19 protein-coding genes are annotated in these 24,436 nt (G+C 34.5%); 3 read left to right on the top strand and 16 right to left on the bottom strand.

The window, feature by feature from the left end; all coding sequences use genetic code 11:
- Positions 1 to 167: 167 nt before the first annotated feature.
- From E0W73_RS13975 to E0W73_RS13920, 12 genes are all read right to left on the bottom strand, one after another.
- Entirely contained in the window at positions 168 to 656 is a 489-nt protein-coding gene (locus tag E0W73_RS13975; RefSeq protein WP_135222692.1) for a hypothetical protein, read from the bottom strand.
- A complete protein-coding gene (locus tag E0W73_RS13970) occupies positions 656 to 2,380 on the bottom strand; it encodes a sodium:solute symporter (RefSeq protein WP_135222691.1) in 1,725 nt (574 codons plus the stop codon). Before E0W73_RS13970 ends, E0W73_RS13975 begins: the two co-directional genes overlap by 1 nt.
- 113 nt (positions 2,381 to 2,493) lie before the next feature.
- On the bottom strand, positions 2,494 to 5,025 hold the full coding sequence (locus E0W73_RS13965) for a PIG-L family deacetylase (RefSeq protein WP_135222690.1): 2,532 nt from the start codon (positions 5,023 to 5,025) through the stop codon (positions 2,494 to 2,496).
- A 186-nt stretch (positions 5,026 to 5,211) separates the two neighbouring features.
- Positions 5,212 to 6,834, bottom strand: coding sequence for an LVIVD repeat-containing protein (locus E0W73_RS13960; RefSeq protein WP_135222689.1), 1,623 nt, complete (start codon positions 6,832 to 6,834; stop codon positions 5,212 to 5,214).
- Positions 6,835 to 7,046: 212 nt separating this feature from the next.
- The gene (locus E0W73_RS13955) at positions 7,047 to 7,559 is read right to left on the bottom strand and encodes a hypothetical protein (protein ID WP_135222688.1); all 513 of its coding nucleotides are present in this window, start codon (positions 7,557 to 7,559) and stop codon (positions 7,047 to 7,049) included.
- Between the two features lie 176 nt (positions 7,560 to 7,735).
- Entirely contained in the window at positions 7,736 to 9,565 is a 1,830-nt protein-coding gene (locus tag E0W73_RS13950; RefSeq protein WP_135222687.1) for a BamA/TamA family outer membrane protein, read from the bottom strand.
- A gap of 65 nt (positions 9,566 to 9,630) precedes the next feature.
- A complete protein-coding gene (locus tag E0W73_RS13945) occupies positions 9,631 to 10,737 on the bottom strand; it encodes an AI-2E family transporter (protein ID WP_135222686.1) in 1,107 nt (368 codons plus the stop codon).
- Positions 10,738 to 10,839: 102 nt separating this feature from the next.
- A complete protein-coding gene (locus tag E0W73_RS13940) occupies positions 10,840 to 11,370 on the bottom strand; it encodes a mechanosensitive ion channel domain-containing protein (RefSeq protein WP_135222685.1) in 531 nt (176 codons plus the stop codon).
- A 12-nt stretch (positions 11,371 to 11,382) separates the two neighbouring features.
- The gene (locus E0W73_RS13935) at positions 11,383 to 11,967 is read right to left on the bottom strand and encodes a Maf-like protein (protein ID WP_135222684.1); all 585 of its coding nucleotides are present in this window, start codon (positions 11,965 to 11,967) and stop codon (positions 11,383 to 11,385) included.
- On the bottom strand, positions 11,960 to 12,886 hold the full coding sequence (locus tag E0W73_RS13930; protein ID WP_135222683.1) for a geranylgeranylglycerol-phosphate geranylgeranyltransferase: 927 nt from the start codon (positions 12,884 to 12,886) through the stop codon (positions 11,960 to 11,962). The genes E0W73_RS13935 and E0W73_RS13930 overlap by 8 nt, the downstream gene beginning before the upstream one ends.
- A 55-nt stretch (positions 12,887 to 12,941) precedes the next feature.
- A complete protein-coding gene (locus E0W73_RS13925) occupies positions 12,942 to 13,469 on the bottom strand; it encodes a KdsC family phosphatase (protein WP_135222682.1) in 528 nt (175 codons plus the stop codon).
- Positions 13,453 to 14,214 carry a Rossmann-like and DUF2520 domain-containing protein gene (locus E0W73_RS13920; protein ID WP_135222681.1) on the bottom strand — a complete coding sequence of 254 codons (762 nt, stop codon included), beginning with the start codon at positions 14,212 to 14,214 and terminating at the stop codon, positions 13,453 to 13,455. The genes E0W73_RS13925 and E0W73_RS13920 overlap by 17 nt, the downstream gene beginning before the upstream one ends.
- Before the next feature lie 313 nt (positions 14,215 to 14,527).
- On the opposite strand from E0W73_RS13920, the gene ccsA reads away from it, so the two are divergent.
- A complete protein-coding gene (gene ccsA, locus E0W73_RS13915) occupies positions 14,528 to 17,749 on the top strand; it encodes a cytochrome c biogenesis protein CcsA (RefSeq protein WP_135222680.1) in 3,222 nt (1,073 codons plus the stop codon).
- A gap of 348 nt (positions 17,750 to 18,097) precedes the next feature.
- Here ccsA and E0W73_RS13910 read toward each other — a convergent pair whose 3' ends face one another.
- Together E0W73_RS13910 and E0W73_RS13905 are read right to left on the bottom strand one after the other, a co-directional pair.
- Complete coding sequence (locus E0W73_RS13910) at positions 18,098 to 18,886, bottom strand: anti-sigma factor (RefSeq protein ID WP_135222679.1); 789 nt, start codon at positions 18,884 to 18,886, stop codon at positions 18,098 to 18,100.
- Positions 18,886 to 19,416, bottom strand: a complete 531-nt coding sequence (locus E0W73_RS13905) for an RNA polymerase sigma factor (RefSeq protein WP_135222678.1) — start codon at positions 19,414 to 19,416, stop codon at positions 18,886 to 18,888. The genes E0W73_RS13910 and E0W73_RS13905 overlap by 1 nt, the downstream gene beginning before the upstream one ends.
- Positions 19,417 to 20,205: 789 nt before the next feature.
- Here E0W73_RS13905 and E0W73_RS13900 point away from each other — a divergent pair.
- Positions 20,206 to 20,790, top strand: coding sequence for a glutathione peroxidase (locus E0W73_RS13900; RefSeq protein ID WP_135222677.1), 585 nt, complete (start codon positions 20,206 to 20,208; stop codon positions 20,788 to 20,790).
- Between the two features lie 82 nt (positions 20,791 to 20,872).
- Here E0W73_RS13900 and E0W73_RS13895 read toward each other — a convergent pair whose 3' ends face one another.
- Together E0W73_RS13895 and E0W73_RS13890 are read right to left on the bottom strand one after the other, a co-directional pair.
- Entirely contained in the window at positions 20,873 to 21,370 is a 498-nt protein-coding gene (locus E0W73_RS13895) for a GNAT family N-acetyltransferase (RefSeq protein ID WP_135222676.1), read from the bottom strand.
- A 6-nt stretch (positions 21,371 to 21,376) separates the two neighbouring features.
- A complete protein-coding gene (locus E0W73_RS13890) occupies positions 21,377 to 22,555 on the bottom strand; it encodes a thioredoxin family protein (protein ID WP_135222675.1) in 1,179 nt (392 codons plus the stop codon).
- Between the two features lie 169 nt (positions 22,556 to 22,724).
- Here E0W73_RS13890 and menD point away from each other — a divergent pair, with 169 nt between their 5' ends.
- Positions 22,725 to 24,386: a 2-succinyl-5-enolpyruvyl-6-hydroxy-3-cyclohexene-1-carboxylic-acid synthase gene (gene menD / locus E0W73_RS13885; protein ID WP_135222674.1), complete on the top strand. Its 1,662-nt coding sequence runs from the start codon at positions 22,725 to 22,727 to the stop codon at positions 24,384 to 24,386.
- Positions 24,387 to 24,436: the final 50 nt, after the last annotated feature.

The following is a 24,436-nucleotide window of genomic DNA, read 5'->3' as shown; positions in this document are numbered from 1 at the left end:
AACTTGCCCAAGTTCAACAATGCCGTTATGCAGTTAAAATCAAAAATTGGCTTTGAAATGATTTTAAATAATGATTTTTAGAAGCTTATACCTGCTGTCCGCTATATCTTTTGTGTCGAACTCCGCCACAAAAGGATGTCGCTTCCATCAGGGCTAGGGCAGTAGGATTATTGGCCAACAGGTTGATTTACTAACAGATTTGTCTGTTTATTTACTATGGCAGCAGCTTCAATCAGAAAAGGAGGATTTGTGCATTCTCCATAATCTATGTAAACAATATGGTTGTCATCTTCTAAGTTCTCATTCTTTTTTTTCGCGTTCAAATAACTGTCTAGTCCCATAATTAAATATACAGGAGTTCCAGCGTTATAGAGTTGTGTAGCAATACCTATTAATCTTTGTTCTGCAATACGTTTTATGTCTTCTTCTTTACAGGAAAATAAAAACATGCACTCTAGCAAAGAGCAAAACTTCATATTTTTAAGAGAAGCATATTTCTCGAATATCTCAGAACCTTGATTCAGGTTTTCAAAGCATTTTGTGTAAAGTTGGTCCGAAAGTGGCATGCCTTCAACAGTTTGATTGTGATCTGTGTTTTGGCTATTGATGCAAAAACAGTTGAATAAAAAGAGAAGACCTACTAATTTCAGAATCATTATTCCAAAATTATTTCATTGTCATCCGATCTTCCTCTAAAGAATAAAATCTGCATCAACAGAGCCAGAACAATGGTCAAAATAGCTCCAATAAAGTTAAGCCATAAATAACCCAGTTTTTCTTGACTGTAGATCATAAAATAATAAATTACAAAAATCGTCAGCTGGCTGATTATAGCACTGTAAAACATTGGTTTTGCCTGAACTTTCTTTAAATAGAATCCGACTAGGAATATCCCCAGAACCGTTCCGTAAAATATGGAACCGATAATATTTACTAGCTGAATCAAATTTTCAAACAATGTTCCAACACAAGCAAAAAGTATGGCAACAATTCCCCAGAAAAGCGTAAAGAATTTAGTAGCATTCAAATAATGTTTTTCTGATTTTTCGGTTTTCAGGTTTCGTTTGTAGATATCGATAGCTGTTGTAGAAGCCAAAGCATTTAGACCAGACGCTGTCGAGGACATTGCTGCCGAAAGAATAACGGCCAAGAGCAATCCAATTAGCCCTTTTGGGAGATAGTGCAAGATAAAATGAAAAAACACATAATCTTTGTCATTGGTTTCGCTGTTGCTGTCGGCTTTAGAAATAATGTCTTTGGCTTTGTCGCGTAGGTCTTTTTCTTTGTTTGAAAGCGCAACCAGTTCTTTTCTTAGAATCGGATTATCGTAATCTTGATTCAACTGGTCGATGTACAATAAATTGATGACTTTTTTATCTTCAGAAAGTTTAACGAGTTTTTTTTCTAAAACAGCATATTCTTCTTTGTAAGCCGATTTCTCAATCACTATCTTGTTGTTCGGATTAAAATTCAGCGGTACGGGATTAAACTGAAAAAAGACAAAAACCATAACTCCGGTAAGCAGTATAAAAAATTGCATCGGAACTTTTAAAAGACCGTTCATAATTAATCCCATCTGACTTTCCTTGACAGATTTTCCAGATAAGTAACGACCAACTTGAGACTGATCGGTACCAAAATAGGCGAGGGCCAAAAAGAATCCTCCCGTAATTCCGCTCCAAAAAGTATATTTTTCTTCAGGATCAAAAGAGAAATCTACGATATTCATTTTGTCGTTTGCTCCTGCAATATGCAGTGCGCTTGTAAATGTCATATCGTTTGGAAGATAATGCAGAATCAAGAAAAACGTAATAAACATTCCAGACATGATTACGAACATCTGTTGTTTCTGTGTTACGTTAACAGCTTTTGTTCCGCCAGAAAAAGTATAAATGATTACTAAAAGTCCGATGATGATATTCATTATCGTTAGATTCCATCCTAAAAGCGCAGACAGAATAATGGCAGGAGCATAAATGGTTAGTCCAGTACCTAATCCTCTCTGCACCAAGAATAAAATAGCTGCGAGTGATCGTGTTTTGATATCAAAACGTTTTTCTAAAAACTCGTACGCCGTAAAAACTTTGCTCTTATGATATAGCGGAATAAAAGTAAGGCAGATAACAATCATGGCGATTGGCAGACCAAAGTAAAACTGCACAAAACCCATTCCGTCATGATATGCTTGTCCTGGTGTCGACAAGAATGTTATGGCACTGGCTTGAGTAGCCATAACAGAAAGGCCTACGGTGTACCAAGGAGTTTCGTTGTTTCCTAGAATAAAATCTTCGACATTTTTGCTGCCCTTGGTTTTCCATGAACCGTATCCAACAATAAATAAAAGCGTAACAATGAGTACGATCCAGTCAAATAGCTGCATAACTTATGAGTATAATTGCATGATTAAGAAAAAAATCACAATATAGATGGCATTGGCAACCAGCACATACGTGTAGCTCTTTTTCCATTTTTTTTGTTTTTTTGTTTCCATTGTTATTGTTTTATATCTTGTTTCGGCGCTTCTACAGGCTGCTTTAGCGAAATTATATTAGACAGCAATCGGTAAGCTCCTGCGACACCTTCTGGCAATTCTCTGAAAAAGCTCAAACCAGTGTAAATATAATATCCTTTTCCGTATGGAGCCACAAGTAGTGCGCCTTTCTTAGCAGATTCTCCTTTATCATGAGATGAAATAATAGGAGTAAAGGCATCATCATATTCATTTGGATAATATAATCCTTGTTCTTGCTTCCAGCCTTCAAAATCTTTAGACGAAATTTTGTTCGGTGTATTTAAAACAGGATGATTGGGTGCTAAGAAGGTAACTTTTGCATTCTCTTCTGTCACACGGTCGTTTGAAATCTTGAGCGGATATGGCGCAATCTGGTTGGTAACTGTTCTGCCAAACGTATTGTACTGCACAATCATATTTTTGCCGCTTTTGACAAAATTAAAAAGAATGTTCTGTTTGTTTGCCAAAGCATTTACGGTATTGTAAGCTCGAACTCCCGTCATTACAACATTAAAAGATTCCAATCTTTCAGGAGTAATTTCTTCTGGTTTTAGGATGGTAACTTTATACCCCATTTGCGCAAGGCTTTCAGGAACTTCATCGCCAGCGCCCATAATATAAGCGATAGCGTCCCCACTGGTTTTTAGATCAATTCGAATGGCTTTCGATTCTGCCGGCTTCAAAACCATCTGCTTGGTTATGTGGTCAAAATCAATAAAAGTCACTTCCTTGTCAAAACGTTTGTTGTTAACGGTGACAATACTTCTTAGAATGCTTTCTTCTGGATTTACAGGTGGCGTAACTTCAAAATAAAAAGTCTGTTCGCTTCCTTTTTTGTCTAACGCAAACGGAATTTCTTTTGGAGAAACCATCCAGTTTTTCGGCAGTTCAAGCTTTAAATTGCCATTTACGTTATCTTTTCCAGCTCGAACTTTGACCGGAACCATTTTGCTTTTCGTATCTCTAAAAATCAGTACTTTTTCTACGATAGAAGTAGTAACATCGGGAACAATATCCAGAAAATTATACATTTCGCCTTTTACACCGTCATTATATTTGTAAACGACTGTACGTTCAAAAGGAAATTCAATATCATTAATTTTAATAGTAAAAACGACTTTCACCTGACGGATAATGTCTGGAATACCAATAATTTCTTGATTGGAGACGGTGTACATTCCGACAGTCGCTTTTTCTTTTAGCCAATAAGGTTGTGTATATTGTAAATTTTCAGGAAGTTTTACTTCAATACTGATTTTCTGATCGTTGTTGTTTTTTAAAACCGCATTTTGCGGAAAAGTTTTTTGATCAGGAAGTGTAGTAACGCTTACAAGCTGCATGTCAAGGTTACATCTGTTAATAGCTTCCAAGCTTAATTTTAAAGCACTTCCTGGTGTTGCTTCCTGCTCATTGCTAACAGCTTCTAAATAAAGACCCGAGCAAGATGCGATAATATTTTTTACAGCTTCAGATTTGATTTTTTTCCAATGATCGTCATCCAAAGATTCAATCATTGCATAAACTTTTATTAAATCTGGAATGCTGGCAGAGGGTTTGCTGAAATCGTATTTTTCTATAACTTTAGAAATAAGATCTCCGATTGGCTTCCCGTTTTTTACACGATTCCACGAAGTATCGATTCCGTCAAATAAATTGTCGCGATCTTTTGGGGTATCTCCATTTATCAGTTCAAGATATTCACTTTCTAAACCACGAACCCCAGTGCTGCCAAAGCCTTGAGACTGATGACGGCTTCGGCTTAAGGCCGCAATTTCCTGATTTGATTTTCCGATACCGGTATAATAAACCCCTGTTTCTAGTTTTGTAAATTTTGATTTGTTTGCGGCATCAAATTTTTCTTGACTGCCGTAAAACCACCATGAAGGATTAAAAAACTGACGTTTTACTTGCCATGGCGCTACAAATTTTAATTGTTCAGGATATATTTTTGAATCGTTGGTAAGCGTAAAACTTTCAACACTCAACATAGCCGAGGAAGTATGATGTCCATGCGTGGTGCCTGGCGAACGGTGGTCAAAACGATTTATAATTACATCAGGTTGAAATTTTCTAATTGTCCAAACTACATCTGCCAAAACTTTATCTTTGTCCCATATTTCCAAAGTCTCATCTGGATTCTTAGAAAAACCAAAATCATTTGCACGAGAAAAAAACTGTTCACCTCCGTCTATTTTTCTCGCTTCAATCAATTCTTGGGTTCTTATAACGCCTAATAATTCACGCAATTGAGGTCCGATTAAATTTTGCCCTCCATCGCCTCGGGTCAACGATAAATATCCCGTTCTTGCATTCATTTCGTTAGCAAAATAAGAAATAAGACGTGTATTTTCATCATCAGGGTGAGCCGCAACATACAACACCGAACCTAAGAAATTAAGCTTTTTAATTTGATTGTAAATTTCTACAGAATTTGGTTTTTGTGGCTGCTGTGCAAATAAGGCTGAAATAGTCGCGAAGAATAAAAGAAGAATTTTGACCTGAATTTTTCTCATAGGGTTAAGTAGTATTTTTGAAAGAGCTTCAAAAATAGTAATTATATCTTTGAACAGTATTTAAATGAAATGTTAATGTTTGTTTAATGGGTAGTAATAATAAAAAAACTGCCCGCTTTAGGCGGACAGTTTCTTAGATCAACAAAAGATCTGTGGTATTTTGTGGTATTCTTAGGATGACAGAAATTATTTCAATTTGTTTTCTGTGTCTTTATAGGTTCCAGTAATGGCAACATTACTTCCTTTTGTTACTTTTCCGTAAATGGTAATAGACGAATTATTTCCGATGAAATTGATTTTTGCACCGCTGTTTAGTAGTAAATCGCCCCAGATTACAACAGAACCTTCAATTTGTAAAGTTGCATTACTGTTGATAGTAAGTACCGTAGCATTTGATTGCATGTATTTACCTTGAGACAAACTTCCCGTCATATTAAAGGTACCGCCACTGTTCAAGGTTAAATTGCTAAGAACAGCTATAGAACCGCAGTGAGTTAAAACAGCGCCAGAATTTATTATTGCTGAGTTGATAGCTGTTGCTCCTTGGTATGATTTTACTTCGTTTGAATTTAAGATCAGATTAGCTCCCTGATTGTATAATGCGTAAGAGGTGCAATTGGCAAAAGTAGCGTTTGGTTTTTCCATTTTAATGATTTTCAAACCACCCGTTCCGCTTGCAACATAAATGTAGTTACCGCTAGATTTTACGTAATTTGTAGAACCAGCAATTCCTAATGCTCCTAATAAGCTGTATTGTGAACCAGATTGGTAAACATTTAGCCCCAAAGCGCCGTTTGCTACGAATGCATAACCATCGTTTACAGAAACTGCATTGGTAACATTATCTTCTCCTGCTGTTGCAATACCAATAGTTTGTAGTTTTGAACCGCTATTTACGTCATAAACTCCTAGACCTTTAGCGCCTTCAGAAATTAAAATTTTGCTTCCATCAAAATCCATCGTTCTTTTGGCACCGCTCACGTCTGTAGAGGTTGTAAAACTTTTTTGCAAAGCAAGCGTAGACGGATTGTAAATATTTACGCCTTTTGTACCGCTCAACGTCACAACTTTATCGCTGCTTAAGGCAATAGAACGCAAATCGGCTACAGTAGCTTTTGATTCGATTGCTTTAGACGAGCTGTTTATCTTAAAAAGACTTCCTTGGTCTCCAGTTACTGCAAAATAGGAAGAAGAATTAGCGGCAACATCTGTCGTAACCCTGCTTTCTAAAGCATTAACAGTATATTTATCAGTAAGCAAACCAGAACTCAATTGCATATTAATTACAATGGCAGGATTTTTTATAGAGGCATCTTTATCGATATCTTTTGCAGCTCCAATAATCAAGTTTCCGTTAGAGTAGGTAAGAGATGTAATGTCTGTATTGGCAATTAACGCAGAGGTAACCAATTTCGGTTTGTACGGATCAAAGACATCGATTACGTCGATTGCTCCAGAATATACATCGCCTCTCATAATATAAGAAACATACGCATAGTTTCCGTTTACTGCAACATGACTGGCTTGTAATGTTTTTCCGTTACCGTCAACTGGCGGTTTTACTTCTGCAATCTGTACAAGCGGAAAAGATGTCGAAACCGTTTCGGCTGCAAATTTTCCTGTTGCAGTATTGTTTTCTAATGAAATTACCCCAGCATTCGTTAAATCAAGTCTTTGATTTAACGTGTTTTGATCCGAAGTAATGGTAATGTTATTTATTGACTGATTGTCATTGGAATCGTTGTTGTCATCACAGCTAATTAAAAGAGAGACAGTAAAAAACGATAGTAAATAAGCATACTTTTTCATACTTGCGTAATAAGATTTTTAAAATTCGCTGCAAATGTAAGTCATATTTATATTAAAATAAGACATTTTTTCAAGGAAACTTATTGCCTAACAGTGATTTATTTGAAAAAATCATTGTTTTAACAATTGTTCGCAGAAAAAAATGTTAAAAACAAAAAGAGCATCCTAATAAAGATGCTCTTTTGTGTTGAAAATTAGCTATTTAGTAATTGCTATCTTCTGCCTCCAGGTCCACGATGATCATCTCTGTCGTGTCTATCATGCTTATCGTGTTTATGATGGTGTTTTTTATCATAATGCTTGTAATCTCTTCTGTCACGGCGTTCGCTGTATCCATAAACAGGTCTTGCTTTATATGGTCTTTGAGGTGCTCCATGATATCCTCTATAATATTTTACTTTATGACGGTCAAAATAAGTGTAAGGAGTTCTACCGTGATAATCTGTCAAGACCACTTTATAACCGCTGTATAAATCATAATTTCTATATTGTCTTGGCAAGTAAGTAGTTCTAACCCATTTTCCTCTTCCGAAGTAGATAAACTGAGCAGCCCTTACATCATAATAGGCTTCTATATCCGGAAGGTAGTAGTATTCCATTTCTGTATATCCTGCTGGTCCCCATGCAGGAGGAGTTCCGATATTAACATTAACTGATACCTGAGCTTGCGTGGCGTTTGCAATCATTAGAAATAATCCGGCGATTGCTAATTTTATCGTTTTCATCTTTTTTGTTTTTTAATGTTATTCTTGTATAGGGATATTCATATACTGTGCCAAAAATATAAAAAAGATGTAATTCGTCGATTAAAAACTCGTTGTGCCGATTTAAAGAAGGGCCGTACAATAAGGTAAGTAGCTGATTTAAAGTAGATTTTTAGACTATTTATTTTTGTTTTTTTTTATCTGTAATTTACAACTCTAGGCTTATTTAGTTCAAAATTCTGAAGTCTATAATCGGTCGTTTCAAAAGTATTGGTCTTAAATACATTGTCTCCCTGTAACGGAATGCTAGGATAATAAGAGAGTGAAAGCTGGAAGGAACTGAATACCAGATAGTCATTATTAACTACTAACCCCAAAGTTACTTTTGAATACAATTTACTATTAGTCATTGCATTTGACGGACTTCCCATAACTGCAGCGGTGTAATTAAAAAATGGATTTAAACGAAAACCCCATAAAGCATGCGGAGAATACGTTTGTGTTTGAAGCGAAAGAAGCACTTTGCTCGTTCCGTATAATGCAGCGTTGAAGCCGGCTAGTCCGTTTTGTTCATTAATATTAAGTTCATCACCAATTATTTCTTGGCGATTAACACCCAAGACAAACTTAGGATTGACGAATTGCCTGATTTTCCAATTTCCGATATTGAATAGCTTGGTGAAATAATTAGCCTCTAATAGAAAAGCGGTCTGATAAGTTTTGGATTGGTGAATGAAAGTTCCAGCTTCAAAATTCATACTCAAAAAGCCCAACCTATAATAATTTCCAAAAGAAAATTGCGCGCCGAGATAAGGCCTCCAAAAAGTATTTTTGTATTGATAACCCAGCGTTATACCATATATTCGGCCAATCGGAACGTCTTCTGTCTGACCATTTCTGAAAATATAGCGGTCCTTTATAAATCGACGTGTATTTAGTCCGATACCGCTTAATATTAATTTTTCATCCGAATAGAAATCGGTCGGGTCGTAAGTGTCTGAAGGAGATTCGCTATAATCTAGATTCAGGAAACGTCCTGTTACAATAAGATTGGTTATAGCTTTATGCGAATCTTCAAAAACTTTAAACGCCCGTCCAACCCATACATCTTGGGAAGTGTATTTGAATGGCTGAAAAGCAAAAGTCGAATCGGGAGCCTGAAGCGTATCTTTCCTAAAATTCTCATCCAAATAAAGACCCCCTCCCCATTTGGTCAAAGGAGAGTAAAAGTCGCGTTCAATGTCTATGCTTTTTATGTAATTGTTATCAAGGTCAATTCTATAATGCAATATGGCACCTATATATGTATTTTTGATATTGGGTACAGTGTAAGTAACATCGTTGCCGTTTCTTCCGTCGCTGAATCGATTTGAAAATCGATATTCAAGCTGTTGCCCGCTTCCAAAAAAATCTTTTTCCTTAAATCCGAGCATAACCTGATTGCTGGAAATAGAAAACCTCGGAATCGTACTCCATGAGTCCAAAACTCTAATCGTCACATCTACAGAATCTGAAGCCGGACTGGCAAGTTTATAAGAAGTTCGTACAGCGGTAACATAACGTTGCGAACGAATCAAACGCTCCGATTCTTGTACTTTATAGCTATCAAAAGGCTGGTTTCTTTTAAAAAGCAATAAATTGTAGATGGCAATCTTTTTTGTTTTCAAATGCAGCCGGTTTCCCATTCTTTCTCCCCAATTTTTGGGTTTTTGCGTGGTGTCTGATAGAGAATGGCCAAAAGGATCAAGGGTAATTACATTTATATTTCTAATTATTTTTCCGTCATAACGAGCAGAATCTTTTATGATTAACGGCTCTTCTTTTTTCTTCGGCTTTTTAGATCTGAAAAAAAGTTTATGAAGCGTCTGTGTAAATTTATTTTTCTTAGAATAATCTTTAATCTTATTATAAATTTCAGCACTATCCTTTTTGGTTTTTGGCTCTTTTGGCTCTTTAACTTGTGCAAAAACTCCCTGTAGGCAAAAGCTCAACAATAGCAAAACGAATATTTTTTTGTTTACAGGCATGGATAGTTTTCTTGAACAAATAATAGATTGTTGTGAATAGTGATAAAAACGCTATTAAATTAAATTTAGTCTTTAAGCTGTGCTTTTGCACGTCTGATTCTCCACGTAAATTTCCGCGGAACATGATTTCCCATAAGATAACCCCAGGGTTCGAGCGATTCAATTCTTTCAAAAATAATCTTGAGTATTGCCAAAAGCGGAATTGCCAAAAACATTCCCGAAATACCTGCAGCGGCGCCTCCGACTATAATTCCGATAATCGACACAAAAGCATTGATTTCTACTTTTGAATTGATTATTAAAGGTACGAGTAAATTGTTATCTATTAGCTGTACAATTACATTAACTATTAATATGCTGAGTATAATGGATGTTTCTCCAGTTCCTGATAATGAAGCAAACAGTGTAATAATTCCTGCAATAGCAATTCCGATATACGGAATAAGATTGAGGATTCCGGTTATAAGTCCGAGCAGAATGAAATATTTAACGCCAACAATATATAGCCCCAGACCTGTAAGTATAGAAACAATTATCATTTCCAAAATCAGGCTTACGATATAATTGTTTATAGAAACTTTTATTTGAGATAATATTTCTTTAAGCCTGCCATGATCTTCTTTGTGAATCAGTTTAGCAAGAAAAAGAATAAAATGATCTTTATAAATCAGAAATAAAAAGGTATAAATTGGGATAATAGTAAAATCTAGCAGCAGGTCTGATATTGAAACAATCGCCGTTCCTATAGAGGCATTGCTGTTCTTAACAGAATCTCTGGTCACGGTATCCAGGTATTTTTTCTGTTCGCCAATGCTTACATGAAAGTTTTCCTTTATAAACTTATGAATTTCGACAATAAAAGCATTTATGTTCTTTTTTATAGTATCAAAATCATTGGCAATATCCTTGACCTGATAGGAGATGAAAACTAAAATTCCGACCACAAACGCTGCAAAAAGCAAAACACAGCAACCTGCCGCTATATGACGCGGAATTCGGAGTTTTCCGTTTAAAAGCGTAAAGATGGGAAGCAGCAAAACGGCAAATAAAAATGCCATTAGCACTGGTGTAATAATATCTTTGCCGGTGCAGAAAATAAATCCGAAAGAAATTAAACTTACAAGAATAAAGCAAAGTTTTGCGTAAAAAGGCAATTGTATTGTTCGAATCATTGTACTGAAGATTTGTCTAAATTATAAAACAAATATTACACTTTATTTATGCAATTCTGTTTTAGCTTTTCTTCAGTACTTTATAAAATTCCCATTAAGTCCTTAATCGAAAAATTCTTTGTCTTCGTAATGGGTCGGAACTATTGAAATTCCTTTTTGAAGCAGAAGGTTGTTCGGAAAAATAATTCTTTCTCCTTCTTTCGTTCTTAAACTAACATGAAAGGTATTGATGTCTTCGATTTCGGCTTCTATCGGGAAATCCTTATCGTGAATTTTAATAGTGTCTCCAATTCTAAACGGAAACGAAAAAAACAAAATCATTCCCGAAGTTACATTGCTTAAAATAGACCATTGCGCAAACATAGCAACTCCGATTACGGTAGCAATAGACGAAATGGTTATAAAAATATCCTGAGTTTCAACTCCCCAGATTACAATCAAAGAAGTCGTAACCAAAATATTCATCAAAATATTTATATACTTGATTATAAGATTGGTACGATGCTCAAATAATTGACTTGAAGCAGCAAAACGTCTTATCAGTTTTGCAACAACCATTCGCAGTACAACTAAAATTGCAATAAGGATGATGGAGGCTAATATTTCTCGGCTATACTCTTTAATAGAAAACATAATAATTTAAATTTATACTAAAGTACTCAAATAATTGTAAACTTTAGCTGTCGGAAGCCCCATAACATTGGTATAAGAGCCTTCAACTTTTGCAACAGCCATAAAACCGAACCATTCTTGTATCCCATAAGCTCCAGCTTTATCATAAGGTTGGTATTTTTCTACATAATACAAAATGGCTTCATCAGAAAGCTCGTTAAAAGTAACTTTAGTAACATCATTGATAAGGGTAGAAGAGGAGCAAGTTTTAAAACAAACAGACGTAAATACTTCATGAGTAGTATTTGACATTGACTTAATCATTTTAAAAGCTTCTTCTTGGTTTTTAGGTTTTCCAAGGGCTTTGTCTTGGTGCCAGACAATGGTGTCGCTCGTTACCAAGATTTCATTTTCTGCCAGTTCGCCTTCAAATGCATTTGCTTTAAGCTGGGCTAGATAATCCGTAATTTCTGCCGCTTTTAATTCGGGCGGATAAACTTCTTCGATTTCTTTTAATCGAATTTCGAAATCAAGATCTAAATCCTTAAAAAACTGTTGTCTTCTAGGCGAACCTGAAGCCAATATGATGCTGCATTTTTTTAATTTTTCTCTAAGCATTTATTCTGTGATTTAAAGCGATTACTAGGATAGACAAAATTCCGAAAAACAAAATAAGCTTGAGGACAATACTCAAATGATGAAAATCTTTTTGCGATTTTGCGGTGAAGATTTTTACAATGAAATAGAGCAATGGCGCCAGGATCAGTGCAAAAGCGTAAATTGTAACGACAAAAAGTTTATTTTGAAAGAAATAAGTATGAATGTACAGCACTAATAAAACAAAGGAAACCACAGCAAATCCTAAAGCAATTTTTGCAGCCCTGCTGATACCGATTGCAATTGGCAAAGTGTTCATTCCTTGATTATAATCTCCATTTACATCTTCTATATCTTTTATGATTTCACGAATAAAATTAATCATAAAAGCGAACAGCGCATAATCAGTAAGAATTGAAAAATAACTCGCCATCTGCGCCTGATTCTCTGCCATTGTTGCAGGAAAAAGGTCAAAAACACCGATAATCAAAACACTGATAGCAAGCAAAGCAGCAACGACAAAATTTCCTAAAATCATAATTTGCTTCAATGTGGTTGAATAAAAATAAAGAAGTGAGGCAATTAATATAAAAAGTGAAGCAAAACTTGGTCTCATTATGATATTGGCCAAAACGAAACCAACAGCAACGCCAGTTACATTGAGCCCGATATAAATGTTGTAAGCCGCAGTTTCAGATATTCCTTTTCCTACTACAACATCATTTGGTTTGTTTATAGAATCGCTAGCAACATCGTAAATGTTGTTAATGACGTAACCAGCAGCTGCAATTAAGACTGTGCTTAGTACCAAAAGCGCGTATTGCCAATCTGCCAATGCAAGCGGGATATTTTGTTGTTTTAGAAAGGCATATCGAAAGAGAAGCTGCATAAAAGCAAGCATTAATAGGTTTTTGTAACGGATGAGTTTGAGGAATTTCATTTTTTTAAGGTGCTAGGGGAAGATTGTTTTTTATCAGTTGGATTAAGGGTAGCGCTTAATCGTATTTGGCATCAAAATATTCCATCCATTTACCTTGCACTTTCATTACTTGTTCTATAACATCTCTAACGGCGCCTCGTCCGCCTTTTACGTGCGATATATAACGACAGATATTTTTGATTTCTGGACTTGCATCTTGAGGACAAGTAGGAAGTCCGACTAATTTCATTACGTGAAAGTCGGGAATATCGTCGCCCATGTACAATACATTTTCGGGGCTAATTTTATAAAGATCGGCATATTCCTTAAAAGCTTTCACTTTGTCAGGAGTTCCGAGATGAATGTCTTTCATACCCAGATTGCTAAGACGGATTCGTACGCCTTCGTTGCTGCCACCAGAAATAACACAAACATTATAGCCGCTATCTACGGCAGCTTTTATCGCATATCCGTCGCGTATGTTCATTGTGCGAAGCATTTCTCCTTCGCTGGTTACAAAAACTGAGCTGTCTGTAAGTACGCCGTCTACATCAAAAATAAAGGTATTGATGTCATTCATTATTTCTTTATAACTTTTTGCCATTATGCTGTATAGATTGTGTTAGGATTTTATAGATATTTTTTTGATTTTCATTTTGTATAAAGGCCAAATGCGCATCGATTGTGTTAGAATCAAAACGTTTTGCTGGGCCTGTTTGTGCTTCTGCCGGACTGAGCGTTTTTATTTTATCTGAAGTTTCGAGAATTAAAGGCTTTAAAATCTCAAACGGTATCTGATTTTCTTCGCAGATTTCCTGACCAATCTGGTAAAGATGATTAGTGAAATTATTGACAAAAACGGCTGCAACATGAAGCGCTTTTCGCTGTTCTGAATTGATAGGATAAACAACTGTCGAGACGCTTTTTGCGACGGTTTCTAAGAGTTTGTAATCGGCAGTGTTTTCTGCTTCCAAGCAGAACGGAATAATCGTAAAATCGACTTCTTTGCTTTTTGAAAATGTCTGCAGCGGATAAAAAACGCCACGCCTGTTTTTATTGTCTAAAATTTCTATTGAAGAAGTCCCAGAAGTGTGTGCAACAAGCTGATTGTTGAATGGCAATAACGACGAAACTTCGCTTATGGCATTGTCTGAAACTGATATAATGTGCAGATCAGCAGTTTGAAGCTCATTTAAGTCTGTGATGATTTTTTCTGCATCAATTAAGTGCAGTAAAGCCTCTTTTTTTCTCGAGAAAACTTGTTTTATTTCAACAAATTTACTTGCTGTAAAGGTTTTAATTAAATGCTGGGCAACGTTGCCGGAGCCTATTATAGTTATCTGAATCATGTTCGCAAAATTAATATTATTTTCATAAAGAATCTTTGGCAGATCAAATGTTTTGCCAAAGATTAAAGTACTTGTAAATGCACTAATCCTAATTTCAAAATTTGCTAAAAAAATATCAATATTTTAAGTATGAAGTTTGCTTTAGTAGGAGGATAATAAATACTTGATGATTTTGTAAACTTAAACTTTCAATATTGCGGATTTATTTAAAATTGGTTGACATTTTTTAGTTTTTATTAACAAAACTCAAATATTGGAACTCAACATTTTTAAGTACTTTTGTGCCACTTTTATACAATGTAATTCCTAAGAAATGGATAAAAAAATATTCTCTTTTTTGTTTTCTACAAGATTAATGGCCGTTCTTTTTTTAACATTCGCTTTAGCAATGGGTATCGGAACTTTTATCGAAAGTAAATACAACACCGATACGGCCAGAATCCTAATTTACAATACTTGGTGGTTTGAAGCAATTATGGCCATTTTTATGATTAACTTTTTTGGAAACATCAAACGATATCAATTATTAAAAAAAGAAAAATGGGCAACACTTTTACTGCATATTGCCTTTGTTTTTATCCTTTTGGGAGCTTTTATTACACGTTATATCAGTTATGAAGGAATGATGCCGATTCGAGAAGGAGCGGCAGAAAACCAAGTGTATTCAGACAAGACTTTTTTGACCATTTTTGTAGACGGCGAATATAAAGGCGAAATGAAGCGCAGAGTTTTCGAAAAAAGCCTTTTACTTTCACCTGTGACCGATAATGATTTTTCAATTACCGGAAAATTTGATGAAACACCTTTTGAAGTGACTTATTCAAACTATATCATGGGAGCAAAAGAAGTGGTAAAAGAGGATCCAAACGGAACTGTTTACTTAAAAATGGTTGAAGCAGGAGCAGGCGGAAGAGAAGAGCATTACCTGAAAGATGGTGAAGTACAGAATATCCATAACGTCTTATTTGCTTTGAATAAGCCAACAGACGGCGCAATCAATATTAATACAAAAGGCGAGGCTTACACGATTCAAACTCCTTTTGAAGGTGAATTTATGAGAATGGCTGATCAGTTTAAAGGTAAAGTTACTAAAGACAATGTACAACCTTTAATGATGCGTTCTCTTTACAGTATTGGTGATATTCGAATTGTTTTTCCTGAACCTGCAATGAAAGGAAGAGTCGAATACGAATCTAATAATGATTTTAAAGCTAAATCGCATTCAGACGCTTTGATTGTTAAGGTTAAGGCCGAAGGACAAGAGAAGGAAGTAAGGCTTTTTGGCTCTAAAGGACAGGTTGGTGAACCAAAAACCGTAAAAATCGGAAATATAGAATATTCTTTATTTTACGGAAGCAAAGCTTATGTTTTGCCATTCAAAATTAAATTGAATGATTTTATTGCTGATAAATATCCGGGAACAGAAAAAAGTTATTCGTCTTTTAAAAGCAAGGTGACCGTTCAAGATTCTACAGAAACTTTTGACGCAGATATTTTTATGAATCACGTTTTAGATTATAAAGGCTACCGTTTCTTTCAGTCTTCATTTGACCCAGACGAAAAAGGAACTGTATTGTCTGTAAACCATGATTTTTGGGGAACGAATATTACTTACTTAGGTTATTTTCTGTTATACATAGGTTTAATGGCGATAATGTTTACGAAACATTCTCGTTTTGGAGATTTGAAAAAGAAATTGGAAAGTGTTAAAAAGAAAAAAGAAAAATTAATTACGATTCTGGTTTTAATGTTGAGTTTAAGTGGTTTTGCACAACAGACGCCACATGTTCACTCGCACGATCATAATCATGATCACGAACATGCTGCAGATCCAAACGATCATGCAAATCATGTTACCGCTCCGCCAAGCAAAAAACAATTGGATTCGTTATTAACTATTTACAAAGCTCCAGAAGCTCATGCTGCAAAGTTCGGGCGTTTGATTATTCAAGATGCTGGTGGTAGAATGAAACCTATTAATACGTTTTCTTCTGAATTACTTCGTAAAGTAAGTCATAATGATACCTATAACGGTATGAATTCTGATCAAGTGTTCTTGTCGATGACGCAATATGCTCAGGTTTGGATTCAGATTCCCTTAATTTATATCAAATCAGGAAATGACAGTATCAGAAAAATTATTGGTATTGATTCAAAAGATAAATATGCTCCATTTGTAAAATTCTTTGACGAACAAGGAAATTATAAGTTGTCGCCTTATTTAGATGGCGCTTACAAAGCTGCAAATCCAAACCAGTTTGAGAAAGATTTTATCGAAACCGATAAAAAAGTAAACTTGATGGAATCTGCTTTAAGCGGTAGTATTTTAAAGATATTCCCTGTTCCAAATGATCCAAATCATAAATGGGTTTCGTATTTGGAGCGTGAAGGTGCTGGATTTAAGGGAATGGATTCTACATACGTAAAACAAATTCTGCCTTTATATTTTAGTGCTTTGAATAACGGTTCAATCGAGAAAAATTTCGATACAGCTGATAATCTTGTAGAAAGCATTAACGGATTCCAGAAGAAATTTGGTTCCAAAGTAAGACCTAGCGAAGATAAGATCGATGCTGAAATTGCTTATAATAAATACGATGTTTTTAAAGTGTTGCCTTACTGGTATATTACAGTAGCAAGTTTTATGTTCATTTTTATAATTACCAATATTTTCTTCGAGAAAAAATGGCTTCGCATAACAATCAATGCTTTTCATATTATGATCGGATTGTTATTTGCGCTTCATACTTTAGGACTAATAGCGCGCTGGTATATTTCTGGTCACGCACCTTGGAGTAATGCTTACGAATCTATAGTATATGTGGCTTGGTCAACAATGTTCTTCGGATTGGCTTTTGACAGAAAATCAAAATTAACAGTGGCTTCATCTGCTTTCGTGACCGCTATGATTTTAATGGCCGCTTACATGAACTGGATTGACCCAGAAATTGCAAACTTGCAGCCGGTTCTTAATTCGTATTGGTTAATGATTCACGTTGCAGTTATTGTTGGTAGTTATGGGCCGACGGCTTTAGGAATGATTTTAGGTTTTGTATCATTGTTACTGATTCTCTTTACAACTGAGAAGAACAAGGCAAAAATGGAACTAAACATTAAAGAAATCACTTATATCAACGAAATGTCTTTAACTATTGGTTTGATTATGCTTACTATCGGAAACTTCCTAGGCGGACAATGGGCAAACGAAAGCTGGGGGCGTTATTGGGGATGGGATCCAAAAGAAACTTGGGCTTTAATTTCTATTATGATTTATGCTTTTGTAATTCACGCTCGTTTTGTTCCTGCTTTAAGAGGCAAATGGTTCTTCAATTTAATGAGTATGTATGCCTTTGTTTCGATTTTGTTCACTTATTATGGAGTAAATTTCCATTTGGTTGGTCTGCACTCTTATGCAAGCGGAGAAGCACATTCTTTAAACTGGATTTATTACTGCTTGATTACAATTTCTGTAATTGGAGCAATTACTTATCCAAAATATAGAAAATACTACAAGACTAAAAAAGTAAAAAAATAAATCATCAAATTAGTTATTGATTCGTATCAAAAAAGCTCAGTGTTTACATTGAGCTTTTTTTTGTTAATAACGTTTGTTTGAAATAGTACCTTTTTCAATGAGCTAAACATTGAAAAACTTTTTTGTTTATAAAAGACACAGACGGGGTTAAATATTTATAGATTCAATAAGCCAACATACAAAAAGCTACAGAGGAGCAACATACATTAAAACAAGAAAATATGTCGCTCCTCTGGAGCTTTGAATTGTAACGATATTCTATTTATTCTATAAATATTTTGCTTCTCTGAAGCATAAAAAAGGAGCAGTTTTAAAACTGCTCCTTTTATGTTTATACAAAATTAGATTTTAAACTTTTCCTAAAGTATAAAGTTGTTCCATTGTTGGTGTCGGACTTCCGCCTGCGGGCTCCAAGGTGATTCCAAAAGCTTCTGCTGAATCAGTTTGGCTTACAGCAAAGATTTTTTGTGAATTTGCTTCAAAATTATCCAATAAACCAATGCTTGTTGGCGTAAGAACCGGACTCAATTTTAAGGACCAAACCTGATAAACCATGCCTTTTGGAGGTGTTGGCAAACCTTTGGCATCGATATATATGGTTTTGGTTTCTTGATTCCAATACACTTTTGCGTAGGATGTTGGAGAAACTGCCTGTCCGCCAAGAGTTACATTTGTATTTTTAATATCTCTAACGATATTGAGGCTCTTTTTCATTTCTTCGTTCTGTTGTCCTAAATAGGCATAATTGCGCTCAATTTTGTTTTTTTCATTGCCAACAGTAGAAATTGCTTCTTTAGTTTTTGTTAATTCCAAAGTCTGATATCCTAATCCTAAAAGCAAAAGTACAGAGGCTGCCCAACCCACATATTGTGTCCAGTTTGAGGCAGGTTTCATGTCTACTAATTTTCCGTGTTTCAGTTCCAGACGCGCTTTGATTTTTTCAAAGTTAGCAACAGAATGAAATGGAGAAAAACTTGATGACAAAGCGATTATGGCTTTTTCAATCGAGATTATTTCCTGATTTACTTGGTCATTGTTTTTTGCCAGTTCGGTGATTTCTATATTTTCTTTCTCGCTCAACAAACCGTACACATACAGTTCGAGAATTCCTGATTCTATATATTCTTGTGCTTCCATTATACTTTCAAATAATTTCTTAAATCGTTAATACAGTTTCTGTTTTGGGTTTTGATAGTTCCCAGAGGCAACGCCAGTTCTTCTGAAGCTTCCTGCTGCGTATATCCTTTAAAAAACAATAAATTGATAATCTCGATACATTTAGGTTTGAGTTTCTTTACAAATTCTTGAATTCCTATCGCATCTAGCTTGTTGCTCAGTTTATTGCTTTCGTCTAACAGATTTACGAAATTATCTGAGGAAAGGTTTTTTTGACTGTTATTAAAATTCTTTGATCGAAGCTTATCGATAGAAGTATTTCTAGCGATATTTAAGATCCAGGTATAAAATCGCCCTTTGCTTTCATTATAAGTGTCGATGTTTTTCCAGATTTTAATAAAAACTTCCTGTAGAACATCTTCTGCTTCTTCTCGATTTTTAATCAGTACATTAATGACAGAAAATAGACTTTTAGAATACATATCATACAAATGCGTAAAAGCTTTTTCGTCTTTTTTGTAAATTAAAACTAACAGTTCTTCTTGACTCATAGGTGGTGGAAATTTAAGTTTGGATAAAAAATATTAGATGTTATTCATTAACCTGTTATAAAGATATATTATTTTTTTTGGAAAATTATATTTTTTTTAACGTCTAAGAACCAAGTAAAATAAGGGGATTTGAAAAAAGTTAGATTTTTTTTCATTTTTTTAAAACCAAAATAAATCCGTTTACGTAAATAGATTTATAAGAGAATTAGTAAAAAATTAATTTTCAAAATTTACAGAAGTACAGCGTGTCGATTTTTTTAAATGTATGTGATGAAAAATCTATTTCTTATGAAAATATTAATTATAGGCCTTACTAGTGTCTTGGCTTTGATGGTTTTTCATTCAGATTTCATTCAGATTTACGCTGTAAGAGGAGTTCTTTAAATATCGAAGTTATAAAAGTTAATAGTTGATGCTCTCGGACTTCCAAACCGAAATTTAATTTGCTATTTATACGCTGACAGAATTAGTTAAGATTTTATACATATAAACGCCATTGAAAATATTTTGAATGTTAGCAATCTAGTTTCAGAAAATTTCAACATAACCGAGACATCAACTATGATTTAAAACATAAAGACAAAAAGCACTAAGCTTTTTTTGGATTCATTTTACTAGAAGACATTGCATAATAATTAATTCATGGTTTGATTTGTTTGTATGGGGGGAAGCCTAACGTCTGATTAACGTTAGGCTTCATTTTTTTATTTAACTTTTGATTAATAAAAATTAAGGATGATGATACATTTTTAAATGATGTTTTTGACTAATTTTATAAAAAATTTAAAGATGAAAAAACTATTATTCATAATGTGTGGCGCAGCTATTTTATTAGGCTCGCAGATTCAGGCTCAAACGAGTAAAAAGAAATCTAAAACAGAAAACGCTATGGCAAAAGAAACAATCTATCAATATAAAGTAGAAGATTTATCAGGAGATACTTTTGATTTTGCTTCTCTTAAAGGAAAAAAAATCATGATTGTCAACACAGCATCAAAATGCGGACTGACACCTCAATACAAAGATTTAGAAGCTATCTACAAAGAATATAAAGACAAAAACTTTGTTATTATTGGTTTTCCTGCCAATAATTTTGCTGCTCAAGAACCAGGAACAAACAAAGAAATCGAATCTTTTTGCCAGCAGAATTACGGAGTGACTTTCCCGATGATGAGCAAAGTTTCGGTAAAAGGTGACGATATGTGCGAAGTGTATAAATTCCTTACCGAAAAATCTAAAAATGGTTTACAAGATTCTGAAGTAGAATGGAATTTTCAAAAATACCTGCTTAATGAAAAAGGCGAGTTAGTAAAAGTAATTAAACCAAGAACTTTACCAACAGATCCTGAAGTTATTAATTGGATAAAAAGTTAAGTTTATTGGTTTAGCATTTAAAACCCGGCAAGTTTTAAACCTGTCGGGTTTTATTTTATATACGAAGATGCTTTACAGTATATCACTTCAAAATCAACTGCATAAAAACCAAATCCAGCCAATGGTCAAATTTGTATCCAACTTCACGAATCGTTCCAGTAGCTACAAAACCGAATTTTTCATGAAAAGCGATACTTCCCTCATTATCGGCATCAATTGCTCCAATCATGACATGATAACCTTGTTCTTTTGCGAGACGGATCAATTCGGTTAAAAGTTTAGATCCAATTCCTTTGCCAATGATATTGTCAACTACATAAACAGAATGCTCGACAGTGTATTGATATCCGATTTTTTCCCTAAACTGACCATAACTCCCAAATCCGACTACTTCGCCATCCATTTCAGCTACTACGACAGGAAGATTTTTTGCTTTTTTGTCGTCAAACCATTTTTTTTGAACTTCGATTGTCTGAATTTCATAACTGTAATTGGCTGTAGTATGTAGGATAGAATAATTTACAATTTCCAGTATTTTTTGTAAATCATTTTCAGATGCTTGTCTTAAGATAATGCTCATTTGTTTTTATTGTTTTCTTTTTAGTTCTGCTAATAGATTTTCAGCATCTTTAGAATTCCACCCCATTTCGTCTGCAATTGCTTTGGCGTTCTTGGCATATTCTAAAGCTTTCTTTTTTTCTTTTATTTTGTTGTAAAGTTTCGCTTGAAGCAGATTTCCATCGTACGAATCATTTAGCTCCAAAGAATGGCCTACCCAGAAAATTGCCTTTTTCAAACTTTCGGCATCGTTAATATGCTTTAGGTAAGTCTGTCCAATGTCTTTTAGGAAACTAGCGTCTTTCCAAACCAGTTTTTCGGTGTTTTCGAGAGTCGTTTTTCTATAAAAATCCCATTTTTCGGTTCTTTCAGCTAGGGTCAAATCATATTTAAAAACCAAGGAATCTGTTTTTTGCAATCGAATTGATTTAGCGATTTCTCTTTGCTTATAATAGTTTACGGTGTCTAAATTATCAACCAACGGTCGAAGCAGTTCGTTTACAATACTTTCTATTTTTCTATCGACCCTGCTTTGAGAAGCCACCGCCGCAAATTCTTTTTGATGATTTAAGACAAACTGAAATTCCTTCGATTTTATATCGGTAACGCCATTTGCGATTACACGCCAGTTGGTTTCGCTTATCAACTGAGCATCTGACTGAGTGGCAAGATAAATATGAGTCGGAATCGACAATTCGGTTCTATCTTTTCCTTTTTTTAAGGTATTTAGATACGTAAAATATTTCTCCGAATTAGAAGGATCTGCAAGAAAATCTTTTTCTAAGGCAGGAAGCTGCATTTTTGGATTTAAGGCATATTTTATTTCGTTCAGAAATTCCGCTTTTTTAAATTCTCCTTTAAGAATGTACAATAGTGTCTCTTTATCGTCAAGAATTAAAAAAGTGGGCAGCGATTTGGTGTTGAATTTATTCTTTAAAAAAATACCTTCATCCTTTTCTATATTTTTAAAAGTGCAAATATAATTTTTGGAAAGAAAATCGATTACTGCTGGATCGCTTAAAACTTCGCTTTTCATCACATTACAATGCGGACACCAATCGGCATAAAGCATTATGAAAACCGGTTTTCCCTGACTTTTGGCATTTTCCAAAGCGGTTTTGTACGGAATATCATTGGATAAAAACTGCTTTTGAGAATAGACGGTCTGAAGTGAAATAAGAAGGAAAAGAAAAGATAAAAAACGCATAAATAATGTTCAATAGATTCGATTTTACAAATATATTCCCTTTTTCAATAAAGAGCTCTAATAAAATCCTATTTATAAGTTAAATCAACTGCGAAGTTTGTAACTTTGTAGCATACAAAAAAGAGGTTTTCGTTAAGAAAATTCTTTTATAAAATAATACGTGGTCAGAATGATTTACCCCAAAATACCGCTTGCACAAAGCATTATTGAAATTTTATCAGCCAAAGGCATTTCTAATATTATAATTTCTCCCGGATCAAGAAATGCGCCATTAACGATTGGTTTTGCACAAAATCCTAATTTTAAATGTTATAGCATTGCCGATGAAAGATGCGCCGCTTTTTTTGCTTTAGGAATAGCGCAGCAGACCAAAAAACCAGCTGCAATTGTTTGCACATCGGGTTCTGCACTTCTCAATTATTATCCGGCTCTTGCAGAAGCGTTTTACAGTCAGATTCCTTTAATTGTGATTTCGGCAGACAGACCGCAGAGCAAGATCGATATTGGCGACGGGCAAACCATTCGCCAAGAAAATGTATTTTTGAATCATTCTGTATTTAATGCTAATTTAACAGAAGATGCTTCTGAAGAAAATGATCTTAAAATCAATAAAGCGATTGAAGAGTCTATTAAGCTCAAAGGTCCTGTACATATCAATGCACCTTTTGAGGAACCTTTGTATGAAACGGTTTCAGAGCTTTCTGTACATCCTGTAATCACGAATAATGAAGAGGAAGTTTTTGCTAATACTATTGAAAACAGTGAGGAGTTTATTTCAATCTGGAATAATGCGAAAAGAAAGTTGATTTTAGTAGGAGTAAACGAATCCGGCATCTTAGATCAGAACATAATTGATAATTTAGCTAAAGATCCGTCTGTGGTGGTATTGACTGAAACGACTTCAAATCTTCATCATCCAAGTTTTATCAATAGTATTGATACTTTAATTACACCTTTTGATGATGCTGATTTTAAAGATTTTAATCCAGAAATTTTGGTTACTTTCGGAGGCATGGTAGTATCAAAAAGAATAAAAGGTTTTCTCAGAAAATATAAACCACAACAGCACTGGCATATTGATACACTTCGTGCTTATGATACATTTGGCGCCTTGACGAAGCATTTTGTTATGAAACCTAATGATTTTTTTACTGATCTGTTTTCAAAAACGATTATAACAGAAAGCAATTATTTTAAAAATATCGATGACGTTTACAGCTTACGAAAAATTAAAAAGCAAAATTTTTTAAGTAAGATCGAATTTTCAGACTTTAAGGTTTTTGAAAAAGTTATAGCATCACTTCCTAAAAACAGTCAGCTTCAAATCAGCAACAGCTCAGCGATTCGTTATGCGCAATTAATTGAAATTGACGAATCAATAGAAGTTTTTTGCAATCGCGGCACTAGTGGTATCGACGGAAGTACCTCTACAGCAGTTGGAGCAGCAGTGGAAAGCACAAAACAAACTGTTTTTATAACTGGCGATATAAGCTTTTTGTACGACAGCAACGCTTTGTGGAATTCGTACATCCCAAAAAATTTCAAAATTATTTTGATTAATAATGGAGGAGGAGGCATTTTTAGAATACTTCCCGGTCATGAAGAGAAACCTGTTTTTAATACTTATTTTGAAACATCACACCAGCTGACGGCCGAGCATTTGTCAAAAATGTACCATTTTAATTATTATCAGGCTTTTGACGAAAAATCTTTGCATGAAAATCTGACAGAAATGTACAGCCAAAACGAATATCCTTCAATCTTGGAGATTTTCACACCAACTGCAGAAAATGATAAAATTCTAAAACAATACTTTAAAGAATTGCTTTAGAATGGTTCTGAATTTTGGCATTACACAAAAAATAAATAATTTTTGACCAG

The organism is Flavobacterium foetidum (genome assembly GCF_004634245.1).
GTDB lineage: Bacteria > Bacteroidota > Bacteroidia > Flavobacteriales > Flavobacteriaceae > Flavobacterium > Flavobacterium foetidum.
This window is presented reverse-complemented; position numbering and strand designations above follow the sequence as displayed.